General features: G+C 46.9%; 13 protein-coding genes. 3 read left to right on the top strand and 10 right to left on the bottom strand.

The window, feature by feature from the left end; all coding sequences use genetic code 11:
- Positions 1-8: 8 nt before the first annotated feature.
- Complete coding sequence (locus tag AC1HDP_RS11045; protein WP_140933766.1) at positions 9-1,853, top strand: DEAD/DEAH box helicase; 1,845 nt, start codon at positions 9-11, stop codon at positions 1,851-1,853.
- A gap of 180 nt (positions 1,854-2,033) precedes the next feature.
- Here the strand turns inward: AC1HDP_RS11045 and AC1HDP_RS11050 are convergent, their stop codons facing one another.
- The 7 genes from AC1HDP_RS11050 to metB form a co-directional block, all read right to left on the bottom strand.
- The gene (locus AC1HDP_RS11050) at positions 2,034-2,654 is read right to left on the bottom strand and encodes an HAD family hydrolase (RefSeq protein ID WP_479638812.1); all 621 of its coding nucleotides are present in this window, start codon (positions 2,652-2,654) and stop codon (positions 2,034-2,036) included.
- Positions 2,655-2,751: 97 nt separating this feature from the next.
- Positions 2,752-4,158, bottom strand: a complete 1,407-nt coding sequence (locus AC1HDP_RS11055; protein ID WP_479638813.1) for a basic amino acid/polyamine antiporter — start codon at positions 4,156-4,158, stop codon at positions 2,752-2,754.
- A 285-nt stretch (positions 4,159-4,443) separates the two neighbouring features.
- Complete coding sequence (locus tag AC1HDP_RS11060; protein WP_479638814.1) at positions 4,444-5,031, bottom strand: HdeD family acid-resistance protein; 588 nt, start codon at positions 5,029-5,031, stop codon at positions 4,444-4,446.
- Between the two features lie 229 nt (positions 5,032-5,260).
- Complete coding sequence (metF, locus tag AC1HDP_RS11065) at positions 5,261-6,163, bottom strand: methylenetetrahydrofolate reductase (RefSeq protein ID WP_479638815.1); 903 nt, start codon at positions 6,161-6,163, stop codon at positions 5,261-5,263.
- Positions 6,164-6,370: 207 nt separating this feature from the next.
- Complete coding sequence (locus AC1HDP_RS11070; protein WP_479638816.1) at positions 6,371-7,432, bottom strand: glucokinase; 1,062 nt, start codon at positions 7,430-7,432, stop codon at positions 6,371-6,373.
- A 256-nt stretch (positions 7,433-7,688) separates the two neighbouring features.
- Positions 7,689-10,094: a bifunctional aspartate kinase/homoserine dehydrogenase II gene (locus tag AC1HDP_RS11075; protein ID WP_479638817.1), complete on the bottom strand. Its 2,406-nt coding sequence runs from the start codon at positions 10,092-10,094 to the stop codon at positions 7,689-7,691.
- A 3-nt stretch (positions 10,095-10,097) separates the two neighbouring features.
- Positions 10,098-11,264, bottom strand: a complete 1,167-nt coding sequence (gene metB / locus AC1HDP_RS11080; protein WP_479638818.1) for a cystathionine gamma-synthase — start codon at positions 11,262-11,264, stop codon at positions 10,098-10,100.
- Between the two features lie 204 nt (positions 11,265-11,468).
- Between metB and metJ the strand changes: the two genes are divergently transcribed.
- Positions 11,469-11,783 carry a met regulon transcriptional regulator MetJ gene (gene metJ / locus AC1HDP_RS11085; protein ID WP_479638819.1) on the top strand — a complete coding sequence of 105 codons (315 nt, stop codon included), beginning with the start codon at positions 11,469-11,471 and terminating at the stop codon, positions 11,781-11,783.
- Positions 11,784-11,847: 64 nt separating this feature from the next.
- Here the strand turns inward: metJ and AC1HDP_RS11090 are convergent, their stop codons facing one another.
- A complete protein-coding gene (locus AC1HDP_RS11090) occupies positions 11,848-13,056 on the bottom strand; it encodes a conjugal transfer protein TraF (RefSeq protein WP_479638820.1) in 1,209 nt (402 codons plus the stop codon).
- A gap of 332 nt (positions 13,057-13,388) precedes the next feature.
- Between AC1HDP_RS11090 and AC1HDP_RS11095 the strand changes: the two genes are divergently transcribed.
- On the top strand, positions 13,389-15,284 hold the full coding sequence (locus AC1HDP_RS11095) for an alkaline phosphatase family protein (protein WP_479639875.1): 1,896 nt from the start codon (positions 13,389-13,391) through the stop codon (positions 15,282-15,284).
- 50 nt (positions 15,285-15,334) lie between these two features.
- Here AC1HDP_RS11095 and AC1HDP_RS11100 read toward each other — a convergent pair whose 3' ends face one another.
- Both AC1HDP_RS11100 and AC1HDP_RS11105 read right to left on the bottom strand, forming a co-directional pair.
- The gene (locus tag AC1HDP_RS11100; protein ID WP_479639876.1) at positions 15,335-16,267 is read right to left on the bottom strand and encodes a pseudouridine synthase; all 933 of its coding nucleotides are present in this window, start codon (positions 16,265-16,267) and stop codon (positions 15,335-15,337) included.
- Positions 16,268-16,377: 110 nt separating this feature from the next.
- Positions 16,378-16,947, bottom strand: a complete 570-nt coding sequence (locus AC1HDP_RS11105) for an LON peptidase substrate-binding domain-containing protein (protein ID WP_140933776.1) — start codon at positions 16,945-16,947, stop codon at positions 16,378-16,380.
- Positions 16,948-17,122: the final 175 nt, after the last annotated feature.

Here is a 17,122-nt window from a genome sequence, read left to right on the forward strand (position 1 = left end):
TACAACCCATGTCATCCAGTGAAAAAACATTTCGTGAACTCGGTCTTTCCGAGCCAGTTCTGCGCGCGCTTGACGAGTTAGGTTATGAAAAACCAACTCCAATTCAAGACGCAAGTATTGTTCCTTTGATGCAAGGCCAAGACATTATTGGTCAAGCACAAACAGGTACAGGTAAGACAGGCGCTTTCGCTCTGCCATTACTGAGCGCCATCGACGCTAATCTGAGCGCTCCACAAATTTTAGTGTTAGCGCCTACTCGTGAATTAGCGGTGCAGGTTGCTGAAGCATTCAGCAGCTATGCCAAATATATGAAAAACTTCCATGTACTGCCTATTTATGGCGGTCAGAGCATGCAACAGCAGCTTAACGCTCTGAAGCGTGGCCCACAAGTTATCGTTGGTACTCCAGGTCGTGTGATGGATCACATGCGCCGTGGCACTCTGAAATTAGATTCACTGCACGCCTTAGTGTTAGATGAAGCTGATGAAATGCTGAAAATGGGCTTCATCGATGATATCGAATGGATCCTTGAGCACACGCCAAAGACCAGACAGTTAGCTCTGTTCTCTGCCACTATGCCTGAGCAAATCAAGCGTGTTGCTGGTAAGCACTTAAACAATCCTGCTCATATCAGTATTGCTGCGAGCCACACCACTGTTGAGTCAATCGAACAGCGTTTTGTTCAAGTGTCACAACACAACAAACTGGAAGCTCTGGTACGCGTACTGGAAGTGGAAAACACTGAAGGTATCATCATCTTCGTTCGTACCCGTAACTCATGTATGGAACTGGCTGAAAAGTTAGAAGCCCGTGGTTATGCAGCTTCTCCGCTGCACGGTGATATGAACCAGCAAGCTCGTGAACGCGCTGTTGAACAGCTGAAGAATGGCAAGTTAGACATTCTGATCGCGACCGACGTTGCTGCCCGTGGTCTGGACGTTGAGCGTATTGGTCACGTAGTTAACTACGATATTCCTTACGATACAGAAGCTTATGTACACCGTATTGGCCGTACTGGCCGTGCTGGTCGTACTGGTATGGCAATCTTGTTTGTGACTAGCCGTGAAATGCGCATGCTGCGCACTATCGAGCGCGCCACTAACAGCCGTATTTCACCAATGAAAGTTCCTAGCCCAGAAACTGTGGCTGAGCGTCGCCTGTCTCGTTTAGGTGAGCAACTGTCTAACGTGATCAACAATGAGTCATTAGACTTTATGCGTGATGCTGTGGCTCAGTTGTGTCAACAACTGGAAGTCGATAGCGATGCACTGGCTACTGCTCTGTTGTTCCAAGTACAGCAAGAGCGTCCACTGCAGTTGCCTGTGATGCAAGAACGTCAGCGTGACACTCGTGATGAGCGTCGTGATGGTCAAGGCGGCCGTGATGGTAGTCGCGAAAGCCGAGATGGTGGTCGTGAGCGTCGTCCACGTCCAAGCCCAGAGCGTTTAGGTGCTGCTGATCCGTTGAAAGACAATCCAGATCTGAAGATGTGTCGTTACATCATAGATGTGGGTCGTGACCATGGTGTTGGTGTAGGTAACATCGTTGGCGCTATCGCTAACGAAGCTAACATCGAAAGCCGCTTCATTGGCCACATCCAGTTACTGGATCAAATGACCACTGTTGACTTGCCACAAGGCATGCCAAAAGATGTGATGCTGCACCTGAAAAAAGTACGCGTATGTGGTAAGCCATTAAACATTCGTGAAGTAGGTGATGAAGTTATCCCTGCTGACAGCCGCCCAGCTCGTCGTCGTCGCCCAGAAGGCGCGCGTCCTGAGGGTGCTCGTCCAGAAGGCGCTCGTAGCGCTGAAGGTCAACGTGAGCGTCGTCCACGCCGTCCACGTGACTAATTAAGCTAGCCTTTGGCTAACTAATAAAAAAGCCCCTTCTGGGGCTTTTTTGTTGGCTGCGATTTACTGCGCCTAAATGTTTACGAGACTAATGTTTACGAGACTCAAGCTATGTATCACTTGAGCTGCTTGAGTTAGCTGAGTCACTTGAGTCACTTATGTTAGCTATTAATGAGTTTATTAAGAGCGCTCCTTAAGCTCAGAGAGTAACTCGTGATAACAACGAAAGACCCAATCGGCTTGATGCGCATAATCAGGCACACCTTCGGGGCAATACAAGGCCGCCACGCAACCTGCGTTACGCGCCGTTTGGATATCAAAGAGATAATCACCAATAAACAGGACTTGTTCAGCTGGCAGTTGCCACTGCTCACAAAAAACCTGCACCCCTTCAGGATCAGGCTTAGCTTTAACATCATCGCGAGTTAATAATGGTAAATTCAGGCCTAAACGGCTTAAGGTCAGCTCAGCCGCTGGCGCGATATTACGGGTTAAAATCGCCAGAGGTATACCTTGCTGCTGCCAATAGGCAATCAGCTCTGCCGCGCCATCAATCCAAGTAGCCGCCATTGAGCTTTGTAACTCGTATCTGTGCACTAGCGCCGTTGCCGCCGCTAACTCAGTAGCCCTTAAGCTTGATAGATGCGCCAAGATATCCGTGCCACTAGCAATTCCCAACTCACGCCGCAAGCCGCTAAAATCCGGATTTGAATGAGCCAAGGTGCCATCAAGATCGAAAATAACGGCGCTAATGTCACTGAGTTCTATATTCACTGTGCTTGCTGTATTTACTGCCACCATTACTTAAATCACTGTCCTTAAATTGATACTTATTTATACCGCATATACAGTCAGTTTATACGCTAAATTTGTACATTAAGTTCGGTGCGATCTCAGTTTATAACTTAAATAATACCCAAGCAGCGAAATACGCAAGTAACGCTAAAATTAATACAATCATACGATTACCACCAACAAACCACACTTGTCTTTGCTGACGCTTAGCTATGCTAAAGAATATTAACCCGGGGAAATACAACAGAGTTGCCAGCAATAAGTGATGTAGCCCAGAAGCATACAGCAACCAAAAACCATAGAGCATAGCCACAGCGCCAAAGATGGCCATGCTATAAATTTTATCTTGTCGCCCTTGCTTAACGGCATAAGCTGCCACTAATAAATAAGGCACCAAGATCATCTCAGATGAGATGTTTAACAAGGTATTGTAACCACCGCCCAGTAAGTTAACCGCCAGCAAAATACCTTGAATGACTAAGCTTGTAATTAATAAGGTAAATATCGGAGTGCCAACCTTATTGGTCTTACTAAAAATAGCGGGAAACATCTTATCTTTGGACGCTGTATAAGGCGTTTCAATGGCTAACATGGTCCAGCTTAAATAGGCGCCGCACACAGATATAATCAATCCAATACCCACTATGTATAAGCCTGCGGGCCCCATAATAGATTCAAGTACTTTAGCCGCCGAAGGATTAGGCATTTGCGCCAGTTCCTTGGTGGAAATAACCCCCATAGACATTAAGCTCACCAGCACATAAATCACTAAGGTCAACAATAACCCCATCACGGTGGCGCGGCCAACGTCTTTGCGCACCCGCGCCCGCGTGGATAAAATCACTGCGCCTTCAATACCGATAAAGACCCACACGGTAATCAGCATGGTTTCTTTCACTTGCGATATTAACGACTCACTGGGATTACCGGCCACATGGGAAAAATTAAGGGTAAAAGTCTCCCACTTAAATGCCGTGACCACAGCCACAATAAAGATAAAAATGGGGATAAGCTTAGCCACTGTGGTTAAGAGGTTAATCAAGGCAGCGGTTTGCACTCCCCGCAGCAATAAGAAATACATGCCCCAGACAAAAACCGACGCGCAGGCAATAGATACCGCCGTGGTGCCATTACCAAAAATAACGTGCTGCGGCGTATCAAAGAACAAGCCTAAGGTACTGAAAATAATTACTAAAAATGACACATTGGCAACAACAGCGCTAATCCAATATCCCCACGAAGAAAAGAAACCGATTAACTCACCAAACCCAGATTTAGCGTAACCAAAAACCCCAGTAGAAATTTCGGGTTTATGGATACATAACTGCTGAAAAGTTAAGGCCAGAAAAATCATGCCGCCACCGGAAATGATCCAACCTATCATCACAGCCAGAGGGCTCGCGACTGCGGCCATATTTTGCGGTAAGGCAAACACCCCAGCACCAATAATGGATCCCACGACCAAGGCAGTTAACGAAAATATGCCGAGTTTATTATCAGGATGAGACAAAGCAGTGCTCCTTAGCACAAATAGTTGGTTAACTATGACGATTCAACAGGGATTATACACACCAAGTGTAGACGACTCGGTACAATGTTTTAGGGTAACGGGGAAACGGCCAGCAGCGCTGGCCTACAGACTTCGAAGGCTTAATAATTTAGTGGTATGACGGAAAGTCCCCCTAAACAGCGGGCGCTGGTTAGGGTGTTGAAAAATGATGATAAGCGCAAGTCTTAGGCTTATGCCCATGGCCGCCATCATAGTAAAAGTCGTGACTAGGATCATGACTAGCAGTTAACGATCAATATCAGGATTAATGGTTTTTTCAGCAGCTTGCGCTTGGCGCGTGGCTAAACGCTCGGCACTGCGGCTTACTGAAATCAACACTAGCCCTAAAATAATCAGCTTAACCCCAATCAAGATACCAATCACAAATTCAGTCGATACTGGCCATTGCCACATGATAATGCCGGCCATGATTAATGAAGATACGCCGCCCATGGCTATATATCCCCAGCCATGACGTGGGCGCATTTGCAGGGCGCTGGTTAGGCTTGCCATGCCATCTAGCACAAAATAAATGCCTAAGAATAAGGTTAAGGTGGCAAGCCCTAGGCTTGGCATAAATAGCACCACTAAACCGGCAATACCTGTAATGATGGCAAACACTAAGCGGGCACTAAAACCGCGGCCTTCACCAGGCCAAGCGGCCAAACTTTGCACGAAGCCAACGATAAGCAGTACCACACCAAATAATAAAGTGACCGCTAAGCCCATCACCATAGGTAATGCCAAGGCAATAAGACCAAAAATAAGGGTAATTATGCCCCACTTTTTACTGGCTTTGGACGCCCCAGCAATTAACTGATTCATATCATTCATGGTGCTGCCTGATGTAAATTGTATGTGAAGATAGAGTTTAGCTAAGGCGAGATTCCAACACCAGAATAAACTCAGGCCTGACAGGAGCAATATGGGCACGCGTCCAAAAATATAAACTATCTAATTGTAAATATTGAGTTTTTTACAATTAACTAGTGATGAATTATGATTTACCTAACTAACCCTTAGCAACTATGACCATAGGTAGCCCTCACTAGACTTGTCTCAATTAGGCCAAGGCATGAGCCTGCGGCCTAACGCCTAAGGTGTGGCAAATGGCATAACTAAGCTCAGCGCGATTAAGGGTATAAAAATGAAAATCTTTAACCCCTTCTTGGCACAAGACTTTTACCATATCAATCGCCACATTGGCGCCCACTAATTGCCGAGTGTGAGCATCATCCTCTAAACCATCAAACTGCTTATGCAGCCAAGTTGGCAAGGCTACGTTAGTCATGCCAGCAAAGCGCTTCAGCTGAGTAAAGTTAGTGACAGGTAAGATCCCTGGAATAATTTCCACATCTATGCCAGCTGCCGTGCAGCGATCGCGAAAGCGCAAATACGATTCCACATTGAAGAAAAACTGGGTGATAGCGCGATTGGCGCCCGCATCAATCTTGCGTTTAAGGTGAATTAAATCCGCCTGGGCGCTACTAGCATCGGGATGAACTTCTGGGTAAGCCGCAACTGAAATATCAAAATCCGCCACAGACTTTAATAAGCTCACTAAATCATTGGCAAAGCGTGTGGGCTTGGGGCTACCTGCGGGTAAATCACCACGCAGCGCCACTATATGCTTAATGCCCTGCTGCCAGTAGTTTTGCGCTAATTGGCGCAATTCAACATCACTGGCATCCACTAAGGTGAGATGGGGCGCTGCGATTAAATCTGTTTCACGCTGAATGCGTTCAATCACAGAGTGAGTGCGATCCCGCACCCCAGAATTTGCGCCATAAGTCACAGACACAAACTTAGGCTTAAGTGGCGCTAGGCGTCCAATCGATTGCCACAGCAATTGCTCCATCTCTTGGGTCGCAGGCGGGAAAAATTCAAATGAAACATTAATATCGTCTTTAAGCTCAGCCAGATTCTGATTCAAAGATTGAGCGTAGTGCGCATGATGAAAAGCCATAATATATTCCCTTAAGCTGATGGACGTTTAGACGTCTATACGCCCATATACTAGAGCGCATTTGAGCTAAGTCAAGCGTAAATTTTTCATTCACCCACAATAAAGCCATTAAATGGCAACATACAGTTAAGTTTTGTAACCTTACCCCATGAGTAAGGCTACGCTGTGACGTGCTTTGCTGTGCCAAGTTGTGATTGGCAATTTGCCTTATTCAAGCTGATGTTGCTGCCACCATAAGGCGGCGCCGATAAGGGCGGTATCGCTATTGAGCGCTAACTGAATGGGAACAGGCTGCAAATAATGGCGCACATCATCTTTTGCCATAACCCCATTTATAAACTCATCTTGCTTAATCAAGGGCACTATTTTTGGCAAAATGCCGCCGCAAAGTACCACGCCACCTAAGGCGCCATGAGCCAGCACTAAATCACTCACCACTTGCCCGAGCCAATAACAAAAACATCTAAGAGTGCGAATTGCGAGTACTGAGTTCCCCGCCAAAGCGGCTTCGGTAATGGCCGCAGGGGAATCGAGTAAGCTTGTAGGAATTGCGTTGATTGGTGTCTCTCCAGATTGAGCCTCTCTAAGCATAAGCTCTGCCATTGCTTGACATAAGCGCACTAAACCTGGGCCTGATAAAAAATATTCCACATTAACCACACTGACTTGGCGGCGGGCATGTAGCAGTAAGGCATCTTGCTCAGCATTGGTGGCAGCAAGGCAAATATGGCCCGCTTCACAGCCAACGGGGACAAAGTGCTGCTTCATAGGATGCAAAACCGCAGCGCCAAAACCTGTGCCTGGGCCGAGCACTAAAATCGGGGCGCTAGTGACAGCTTCTCCTGCTCTAAGAGTTAATAACTGTTTGGGATCTAAGGCGGGGACACTGTTGGCGTAAGCTACAAAATCATTAAGCAGCAGCACATGCATATTAAGCACCGCGCTTAATTGAGTAGCACAAGTGCTCCAACCTAAGTTAATAAGATGCACTTGCTGATTAATCACAGGGCCTGCTAAGGCAAGGCTCGCGCCAATTATCTTAAAATCTGTAGGTATCAATGCCAAATATTGCTGCACTAATGCCAATACGCTACGCGCGCCTTTACTGGCTAAAGTCAGGGCTTGTTGGCACATGGGCTTATTCTCTAAATGCCCTCCACTAGCCACCAACATAGGTTCATATAAATTGCTATTAACGTCAGCCGCTACTAATGCAAACCGGCCATTAGTGCCGCCTATATCTGCCACTAAGATCCATGCCTTATTCATCGCCGCGATCCTTCCGTCATTAACTGGCATTTAGTAATTATTGATGATTTTTAAGCACTCTTTGGTATTTTCAACGAATCCCTTCAATTACTTATAGCTTAGGTATGATCTAAAGGTGCAGCCAAATATACAACTCACTGTCGCTATCTAGAAACAAAAAAGCCAATACCTAACGGGCATTGGCTTTTATTAATGGCGAAGTAGTAAGTTAACTTAGTTGCTAAAGATCAAAGGCCACTCACAACTTATTATTGTCTTATTCGTGTAATAGATCGTGGCAAATTTGCGCCAGATCCGATTGCACCGCAGAGGCCGTTACTTCACGGCCAGCACCTGGGCCACGAATGATCAAAGGATTACTGTGATAGCAAGCCGATCGGATCACAAACACATTATCCCCAGGGGTTAAGTTGGCGTAAGGGTGCATTCTTGCAACTGACTCTAATCCCACCTTAGCGCGACACTTGCCGCCCTGTAGATCAAGACTTGCCACATAACGGATCACTTGCCCTTGCGCCGCCGCATGAGCAAGGGCTGTGGCCATGGGGCCATTAAGATCGCTTAACTGATCAATAAATTCAGTTAATGACACATGCTGCAAATGATCTGGCACTAATGAGGTTAACTCAATATCGTCAAGCTCAAGGGGCAAGCCTATCTCGCGGGCTAAGATCAATAATTTGCGCTGCATATCCCGCCCAGAAAGATCATCGCGGGGATCAGGCTCAGTGATCCCTAACTCTTTAGCCTCAAGCACTAACTGTGAAAAATCTTGGCTGCCATCAAATTTCTCAAACAACCAACATAAGGTGCCAGAAAAGATCCCACCTATGGCTTCGACTTTATCGCCTGAATTATGTAAATCATTTAACGAATGTTGCACGGGTAAACCGGCGCCGCAGCTGGCGTTATAGCGCCAAAATAAGCGCCTGACATTAAGCTGCTGCTTTAACTGGCGATAAAAGGGTAATGGACTGGAGCCTGCGAGTTTATTGGCACTCACCATATGAATGCCATGGGCCAAAAATGCCGGATAGTGCAAAGTTAAACTGGCGCTGGCGCTAATATCTAAGGCAATCAGCTCATCACAAGGCAAAGCGGTTAATTGCTCAAATAAATCAGTAAATTGCCACTCTTGCCCTTGCTCGACTAAACGCTCAATGCCAACGCTAGCATCTATGCCTTTCGCATCTATATAGGCCTTGGTAGAACTCACTACCCCTAATAGCTCAAGGCTGATTTGTAATTCATTGCTTAAATTTGCCCGCGCCTTAGCAAATAACTGCAACCAAGCCGAACCTATATTGCCAGCGCCAAGTAAAATCACACCAATACGCTTACGTGGTCCAGCGCAGCGTCTATGCACCTTTTGAGTTAGAGTTGTCACCTGCGCGGCTGGCACTAAGGTTACTAAGCTCAATTCATCTTGGTATAAAGCAAAGGCGCGGCGATTAAGTAAGCGCGCGAAACCGCGGCGATAGACATTGGCATCCGCGCTAACTAAGGCAACTAAGCCGTAGTCATCACAGCGACTAATGGCGCTAAGGCCAAAGGCATCGCTCAGCTGCTGCAATAAGAGCAAGGTTTGCTGGCCATTATCTAAGGTGCAGGCCAAGCTAAGCTCACAAGCCTCTTGCTCATTGGTATGCAGCCAATGGGCTAACAAGGGCACGCCTTGCTGAGTAAGCGCCGCTAATAACTCCTTGCCATCGCCTGCTACTTGGCAGCGTAGTAAGCTTACGCGTTGCAGGCTAGTAACCACTGGCGCGCTGGCGCTATGAGTCACAGGAGAAATCAACGTAAATTTAGTGTGGGATGCATAGCTTGAGCGCACAGCTAAACTCACCTCGGTATCAAACAAAGGCTGCAAAGTACGTTCATGCAATACGGGCGATCCTAGTCGCGCCAAGCGATCGGCTTCAGCTAAGGTCATGGAATCGAGCAGCTGCGCATCGCTGATCTTATTAGGATCGGCATTAAACACGCCTTCGACGTCAGTCCAAATAGTCACTCGATTGATGCCCGCTAACGCGGCGATCAAAGTAGCGCTAAAATCCGATCCATTACGACCCAATAACAAGGTTTCGCCTTGAGGGTTACTGCATATAAAACCTGTGATCACTAAACGTTGATCGCCAGATTCATCCAATAAACGCTGCACTAGTTTCCGCGATTGATCCATACGGATCTTAGGCACTATGCCTTCATCAGCGACTAAAATACTCGGCGCATACACGTGACAAGCTTCAACCCCTGAGCCGCGCAGTAACGCCGCCATGAGCCGCGCCGACCAGCGCTCACCAAAGCTCACTAGATAACTGGTTTGATAATGGGTCATGGCATCGAGCTGCAATAAAGTCACTATCTCAGCTTTATCGGCGCCAAGGCGCTCACGCAAATCACGGGCGCTATCATTGGTGAGTAACTGCTCCACCATATGCTGTTGATACTGAATTAATTCCGCTAAGGCTTCTTGCCAAATAGCGCCTTGCTGACGCAAAGCTAATAAATGATATAGCTTGTTGGTGGTCTTGCCCGCAGCAGACACCACCACCAGATCGTTACTCTGACCATGGGTTAGCAGTATATGAGCCACCCGGCGATAACAATCGGCATCCGCCAAGCTTGAACCACCAAATTTATGCAAATGACGACGCACCATACCTTACTCCTCTAAACCACTGGCCACGGCTAATGCGTGGGACAAATCAGCCACTAGATCCCGTGGATCTTCAATGCCTATTGATAAACGGATCAAATTATCACTAATACCCGCTAAACGCCGCGCCTCTGGATCCATAGCTCTGTGGGTCATAGTGGCAGGAATGGCCACTAAACTTTCCACCCCACCTAAACTTTCGGCCAGCGAGAAAAACTTAAGCTCACTGAGAAAACGGGTCAATTGCGCTTGGCCGCCTTTAAGCTCAAAACTCACCATAGCGCCAAAGCCTTGTTGCTGGCGCACGGCAATGCTGTGGGCGGGATGAGAGCTAAGTCCTGGAAAATGAATCTGGCTCACCGCCGTACTTTGCTGCAATAAGGCCACCACAGCTTGGCAGTTTTCTTGATGTTGGCGCATACGCACACTTAAGGTACGCAGCCCTCTTAAGGTTAAATAGCTATCAAACGCGCCGCCGGTTAAGCCTAGCGTATTGGACCACCAGTTAAGCTTATCAGCGATAGCAGCATCTTTTGCAATCACGGCGCCGCCAACGACATCGCTATGACCATTAATGTATTTAGTGGTGGAATGCACAACTATATCAGCGCCAAGTAACAAGGGTTGCTGCAAGACTGGCGACAGAAAAGTGTTATCGACCACTAATAAGCTGTCAGTCTCTTTAAGCTTGTGGGCAATAGCAGCAATATCGACAATGCGCAGCAAAGGATTGGATGGGGTTTCAAGCCAAACCATAGCAGGCTGTAATGTTAAGGCGGCATCAATTGCTGCGGCATCGGTTTGATCTATGACTTTAAGTTGAAAATGCCCTTTGGCAGCCAAATGAGTAAACAAGCGATAACTGCCGCCATAACAATCATGGGGAATAATCAGCAGCTGCTCAGGAGTCAGTAAACTTGTGACTAGGGTGATGGCAGCCATGCCAGTGGCAGTTACTACTGCGCCGACGCCATGCTCAAGTTCAGCGAGTGCTTCGGCCAACAAACAGCGGGTAGGATTACCAGAGCGGCTGTAATCAAAGGCGCGTGGACTTAAATGATCACTAAAACTGTAATTGGTCGACAGGTATAATGGTGGCACTACCGCCCCATGCTGAGTATCACTTTCAATGCCTTGGCGCACGGCTGCAGTTGCTGTATATCTGTTGGCCATAATCAACTCCGCTTAATGCCATAATAGATGTCTAGACGTCTAAGCTAGCTTATTAAATAATCAAGGTCAATAGCCGTTTAGCGGGATAGACATCCAAACATCAAGAAATCTATTTGCATTGATCCCGAAAACACCGCAATAATTTGACTAGAGATTGTAAGGGGTTAAAATCTGCCCCGAATTCTTGATATCACAGGTGAATCAATGACCGAATGGAATGGCGACTACATCAGCCCTTATGCTGAACATGGCAAAAAGAATGAACAAGTGAAAAAGATCACTGTGTCTATTCCTTTGAAGGTGCTGAAAGTCTTGACTGATGAGCGTACTCGCAGACAAGTTAGCAACCTGCGTCACGCAACTAACAGTGAGTTACTGTGTGAAGCATTTCTGCATGCCTACACTGGCCAGCCATTACCGAATGATGAAGACCTGTCAAAAGACAAGCCTGACAGCATTCCGGCAGATGCCAAGCGTATTATGGATGAGATGGGAATCGCATGGGAAGACATGGAGTAATCCAGGTCTCATGGCAATAACAAGGGGCCTAGGCCCCTTGTTAATGTTTCAAACAGTTAATCACTCAAAACTGGTAACGGGTTTGCAGCGCAGCGCCCAGACTATCGCCAGAGCCAATCATACCGGCTAAATCTATCGAAAAAACATCACCAATGCTGACTCCTGAACCTATGGTGTAAATATCATCATGGGTAGCTTCTATGTCATAGCGATAACCTAAGCGCAAGGATAACCAGTCAGTCGCTTTAAGCTCGCCGCCCATGCGCCAATATTGGCTCGCAGTCATAGCCTCAAATGGCTTATCTTTATTTAAATCAATGTCTGAGCTCAGCATCAATCGCTGCCAATCCCAAGCCACACCTAAGGTATATTTTGGCTCAACATTAAAGCTAAAACTCTGACCATCAATAGCTAAACTGTCTAAGCTGTGGCTAATAAGATCCCGCGCGCTCAGTCCTAAAGTGAGATTGTGCAGAGGCATTATGGTCATGCCCACATCCAAATTAAAATGGGTGGCATTACTGCGGTATTTATCATCGCTAATATCATCATTATCAAAATTATTAGCGCTCGCCACATAGTTAAAACTATCTAAGCGCTGAATTTTGGGGCTTATCCCCACAGTCACAGGCATATTGACGATAGATAAGGGATAACTGAGCGCCACCCCAAGCTCAGACACAGCCCCAGCCACTGCTGTGCCACTTGAAGTTAATGAGCGCGTATCGGGCGGATTACTGGGATCAAGCGCGGCTAACACATCAAGATCCCTTTGAGTGACATCGGCGATCGCCATGCCTTCCACATAGGTTTGATAAAATACAGCGGCAGGAATGCGCCATGACGGCATAGCCACTGCGGCGCCAATAGCCGCATTAACATAGCCACTGTCACCGGCTAATTGCTCGAGATTGGTAATTAATTGCTGCCGATAGGCATCAATCTGCGCCTCATCGGCATTATCTATGGCTTGATTAAGGCCATCATAACTTTGTTGCACTTGATCAAAGCCGCTTTGCAGATCATCGCGATCAGAAAAAGTTGCCATGACTGACGGCAGTAAAAGATCGATATCATTTTTGCGACTGCTAGGTTTGGCGAGTAAGGCAGGATTATAAAACACAGATGCCGCCTGCTGACTACTAGCCACGCCAACGCCGCCCATAGCTAGTGCTCTTGCATCTATATTGGCTTGCCCAGCAAAAGCGCTAGCGCTTATGCCACTAAGACATGCCGTGGTAAATAGCAGCCATCCTTGGTTAGTTTTCATCATTATCTCCCTGATTTATTAGCTTGTAGCACATCAAGAATCATGCTGAAAATATCAAGATCTGCCTTGTATTTACTCTAGCTCAGTAAATCTTAGGCAGAGTAATATCCAGCTATTTTTAGCGGCAGTTTTAGCTAAAAAACCGCTAAGATATTAATCAAATAATTGAACAGCAAGGCGAATTTATTGGAAAATTTTTTTAATGAGTTAATCTTTATAATCAGTCTTAGCACTTTGCAAACGCAGCGCCGTTGTTTACCCTAAGCCTATCTTCAGATAATAAGCTGGATAAGCCTTTGTCCTCTTCGCCGCTGCCATTAGTGCTCGCAGGTCCCATGCTTAGGCATAGCGATCGCAGCCATATAAGTTTATGGCTAGTCACTTCTAAGCCGTTAGCGCAATTAACTTTGAGCCTTGATAATGCGCCCTATTTACTAGATAGCAGCCACATTGAGGCCACGCGCTTAGGCAGGCACGCTTGGCAATATTTGCTCCATTGGCGCAGCGATCAGCTACTAGCTTTGGATCGCGCTATTGAATATCAGTTGCGTGATAGCTTGCATGGCGATCTTTTTGCTGGCATAGACAATCTGACTTACGATCGCAGCAGCTCACCGTCCCTGTATTTACGGCCACGCTTAGAGCAAGTGATCCATGGATCTTGCCGTCAGCCTCATCATCACAGTAGTGATGCCTTAGTGGCCGCCGATGAAACCTTGGCGCAAGGCGCGCAAGCTTTGCCATCACAGCGCCCTGATATCTTGATCATGAGCGGCGATCAAGTGTATGTCGATGATATTGCAGGTCCCATGTTAGTTGCGATCGCCAAAGTCATTGAGATGCTGGGCTTGCCACAAGAAAGCTTTACTAGCGCTGCGATCGCAAACAGCCAAGCCTTTAGTTATGATGCTAGCGCGCTTTATGGCCGCCATAAAAATCTCTTACCTACGACCAATTATGCTGGGATCACAAGTGTTAGCCGCTGGTATCGCAATCATCCCATTTTCACCTCGTCCATGGCCGAAAATCATCTGGTAAGCCTTGCGGAAGTCATCGCCTTATATCTGCTGACATGGTCGCCAGAGCTTTGGAAACTCCTTGATATCCCGCATCAATTACCCGATTTATCACCAGCCAATCAAAGCCGCTGGCAACAGCAATGGCAGCAACTGTTAGTATTTAAGGCGGGCCTTACTCAGGTCAGGCGCTTATTAGCCCATGTCCCCGTGTATATGATTTTTGATGATCATGACATTACCGATGATTGGAATCTCACGGCTAAGTGGGAGCAAGCGGCCTATGGTCATGATTTTTCAAGGCGAATTATTGGCAATGCCTTGATTGGCTACAGCCTATTTCAATGCTTAGGTAATTGCCCAGAGCGCTTTAGTCGCGAGCTTAAATGCGTGAGCACTTGGCTAAATAATGTCGATTATGAGGCGCTGCCGCCCATGCTTGGGGCTGAGCAAGATAACATCATCCATCAGTTATTAGCCTATAACGCTTGGGGTTATGAGCTCAACACTCAGCCAAAAGTCGTGGTACTTGATACCCGCACCCAGCGCTGGCATAGAGAGTCTAACTTAGCTAAGCCCTCAGGCTTAATGGACTGGGAAGCCTTAAGTCAGTTGCAGATGAGTATTTTAGATCAAAGGCAAGTGATCTTAGTGTCACCCGCCCCCATGTTTGGTGTGAAACTAATTGAGGTTATCCAAAAAACAGTCACAGCCATTGGCGGCTCCTTATTAGTGGACGCTGAAAACTGGATGGCGCATCCTGGCACTGCCAATACGCTACTGAGTATTTTTCGCCATAGACGCACGCCTGAAGAGTTTGTGATTTTATCTGGCGATGTTCACTACTCTTTTGCCTACGATATCCATATTCGCTTTCGCCAACACGGCCCGCACATACATCAAATCACCGCCAGTGGTTTTAAAAATCAATTCCCAGAAAAATTGCTACCTTGGTTTGATAAGTTTAATCGCTGGCTATTTGGTTACGCCTCGCCGCTTAATTGGCTCACGCGGCGTAAACGCATGGTGATTCGAAGCCTAAGGCCGAACCACAGTAAGCAGCGACGTTTAGTCAATAAAAGTGGCTTTGGCCGAGTTTATTTTGATGACAAGGGCGCACCAATCTCGATTCAAGTGGTGCATAGCGATCTCAGTGTTAGCGAGTTTTACTCGCCCATGGCGCGTTCAAATAAGCCTGCTAATGCCGCCAAGTAAGAGCTGCCCCAAGGCAGCTAGATGAATCCCTTAGAGTGCTGCTGTGCCCACTAGCTAAGCCAGCGCTCAAGTTCAAGCCCTGGCACTTGCCAGTGATGATCTATATGAGTAATAGGATCGCAAAAACTTAACTCACGCGCCAATAACTGTAATGGCCGCTCAAAATCATCTGGGCCTTTAGGTTGCAACTCAGGATAAAAACGATCGTTTAATAGCGGCATGCCAAGGCTTAGCATATGCACTCGTAACTGATGGGTTTTACCGGTGATAGGGCTTAATTCAAACAGGCCAAGGTTTCCTTTCACCGCCACTAAGCGGATCTCAGAATGAGTATTGGCGTCCCCCGCGACCACTTGCATTAAGAAGCTGGGATCGGCAGGTTTGAGCCGATTTTCAATGGTCCACGCCACAGGCAAGCGTAATTGCCCGGCCTGATATTGCTCAATCAATTCCTGGGTTAACTTAGCTATGGCATGATACTGTTTATTAATGGTTTTTGACTTAAACAAGTCATGATATTGATGGCGCGTGTCAGGGTTGGCGCTCAGTAACACTATGCCGGCGGTTTCGCGATCGAGGCGATGGGCTGGCACTAAGGTATCAATGCCTGTGGCTATTCGTAAGCGATGCACTAGGCATTCGTTGACATAATTTCCACTTGGAGTCACAGGTAAAAAGTGCGGCTTATAGGCAATGACTATCTCAGCATCTTGATACAAGATCTCTACCTTAAAGGGGATCTTAGTTTCAGCCACGACTTCACGGAAATAATACACCCGCGCGCACGATCTATATTGGCTTGTGGGATCGATTAAGCTGCCATCTTGCCAAGTGACTAAGCCTTGGCTCATGCGATCGCGCCAAATAGCGTCCTCTATATGGGGGAAACGCTCACACAAGTAAGCCAGCACAGTCACGCTTGGATCAGGGTGTTGCGGTAATACCAGATAAGAGGCTTGGGCAGCGCGGGCAGAGGTCATAATCATTCACGGCAAAAAATCAGTGGCGCGATCATACCGCTAAACCCCAAAAATCCAAAAAATCAAAATTCATTCAAGCGATCTTAAGCCAGCGCTCACTTAAGTCATTCCAATCAAAACTCATGCTGAATCAAAGATAAGACAAAATTCATCGTCTTATGGCAATCGGGTTGGCTCAGTAACTGATGTTTATCACTGTTATACATGGGCAATAATTCCAGCCAACGCTCACTCACCCAACTGGCATCTTGCAAATGGGTATCACCATAAAGATCGAATAGATCGGGATGCACCTTAAAAAATTCCTGTAAGGCCAAGCTCACAATATGATATTCCCCCACTAACGGCTCAGACTGCCAGTGTTGGCTAGGTAAAGTGTGCAGCATGAAGCGGCCATCTTTTTGCTTCATACTCGAAATCACGCGCACCCGCTGAATGCCTTCTACCACTATCGATAAGCTATTATCTGCTAACTGATTGAAATCAATAATATGGCACTGAGTGGCTATGGGGTAACAAGGCGGGTTGGACTCACTTTCCATGGCAATGGCCAGTTGCTGCTGCAGTTTAAGGCATTCAACTATGGTCACTAGATGTTGCGGTTGCACCACTCGAATTTCACGCCGCCCCCTAGGCAAAATCAGCATATCAGATGAAAACAATGACATAGCTTCAATTTTCATGGCGCGCCTCCGCATAATAGCGGTCGAGATGACTAGGGCTAACGTAAACGCATGGGTTAAATGCTTATAAACACATAACGCATAGCGTAAAGATTAGACAGCTAAGCCGCGAAATTTATTCCATCTCAGATAAATAAGCGCGTACTTAAGTCGCACAGTTAAGTCGCGCTTAATA

The organism is Shewanella sp. ISS20 (assembly GCF_056522965.1).

What these genes read in the sequence shown, in the direction of transcription:
- AC1HDP_RS11045 (WP_140933766.1), top strand. Translation starts at nt 9, where the DNA reads ATGTCATCCAGTGAAAAAACATTTCGTGAACTCGGTCTTTCCGAGCCA.
- AC1HDP_RS11050 (WP_479638812.1), bottom strand. Translation starts at nt 2,654, where the DNA reads ATGGTGGCAGTAAATACAGCAAGCACAGTGAATATAGAACTCAGTGAC.
- AC1HDP_RS11060 (WP_479638814.1), bottom strand. Translation starts at nt 5,031, where the DNA reads ATGAATGATATGAATCAGTTAATTGCTGGGGCGTCCAAAGCCAGTAAA.
- metF (WP_479638815.1), bottom strand. Translation starts at nt 6,163, where the DNA reads ATGGCTTTTCATCATGCGCACTACGCTCAATCTTTGAATCAGAATCTG.
- AC1HDP_RS11070 (WP_479638816.1), bottom strand. Translation starts at nt 7,432, where the DNA reads ATGAATAAGGCATGGATCTTAGTGGCAGATATAGGCGGCACTAATGGC.
- AC1HDP_RS11075 (WP_479638817.1), bottom strand. Translation starts at nt 10,094, where the DNA reads ATGGTGCGTCGTCATTTGCATAAATTTGGTGGTTCAAGCTTGGCGGAT.
- metB (WP_479638818.1), bottom strand. Translation starts at nt 11,264, where the DNA reads ATGGCCAACAGATATACAGCAACTGCAGCCGTGCGCCAAGGCATTGAA.
- metJ (WP_479638819.1), top strand. Translation starts at nt 11,469, where the DNA reads ATGACCGAATGGAATGGCGACTACATCAGCCCTTATGCTGAACATGGC.
- AC1HDP_RS11090 (WP_479638820.1), bottom strand. Translation starts at nt 13,056, where the DNA reads ATGATGAAAACTAACCAAGGATGGCTGCTATTTACCACGGCATGTCTT.
- AC1HDP_RS11095 (WP_479639875.1), top strand. Translation starts at nt 13,389, where the DNA reads ATGCTTAGGCATAGCGATCGCAGCCATATAAGTTTATGGCTAGTCACT.
- AC1HDP_RS11105 (WP_140933776.1), bottom strand. Translation starts at nt 16,947, where the DNA reads ATGAAAATTGAAGCTATGTCATTGTTTTCATCTGATATGCTGATTTTG.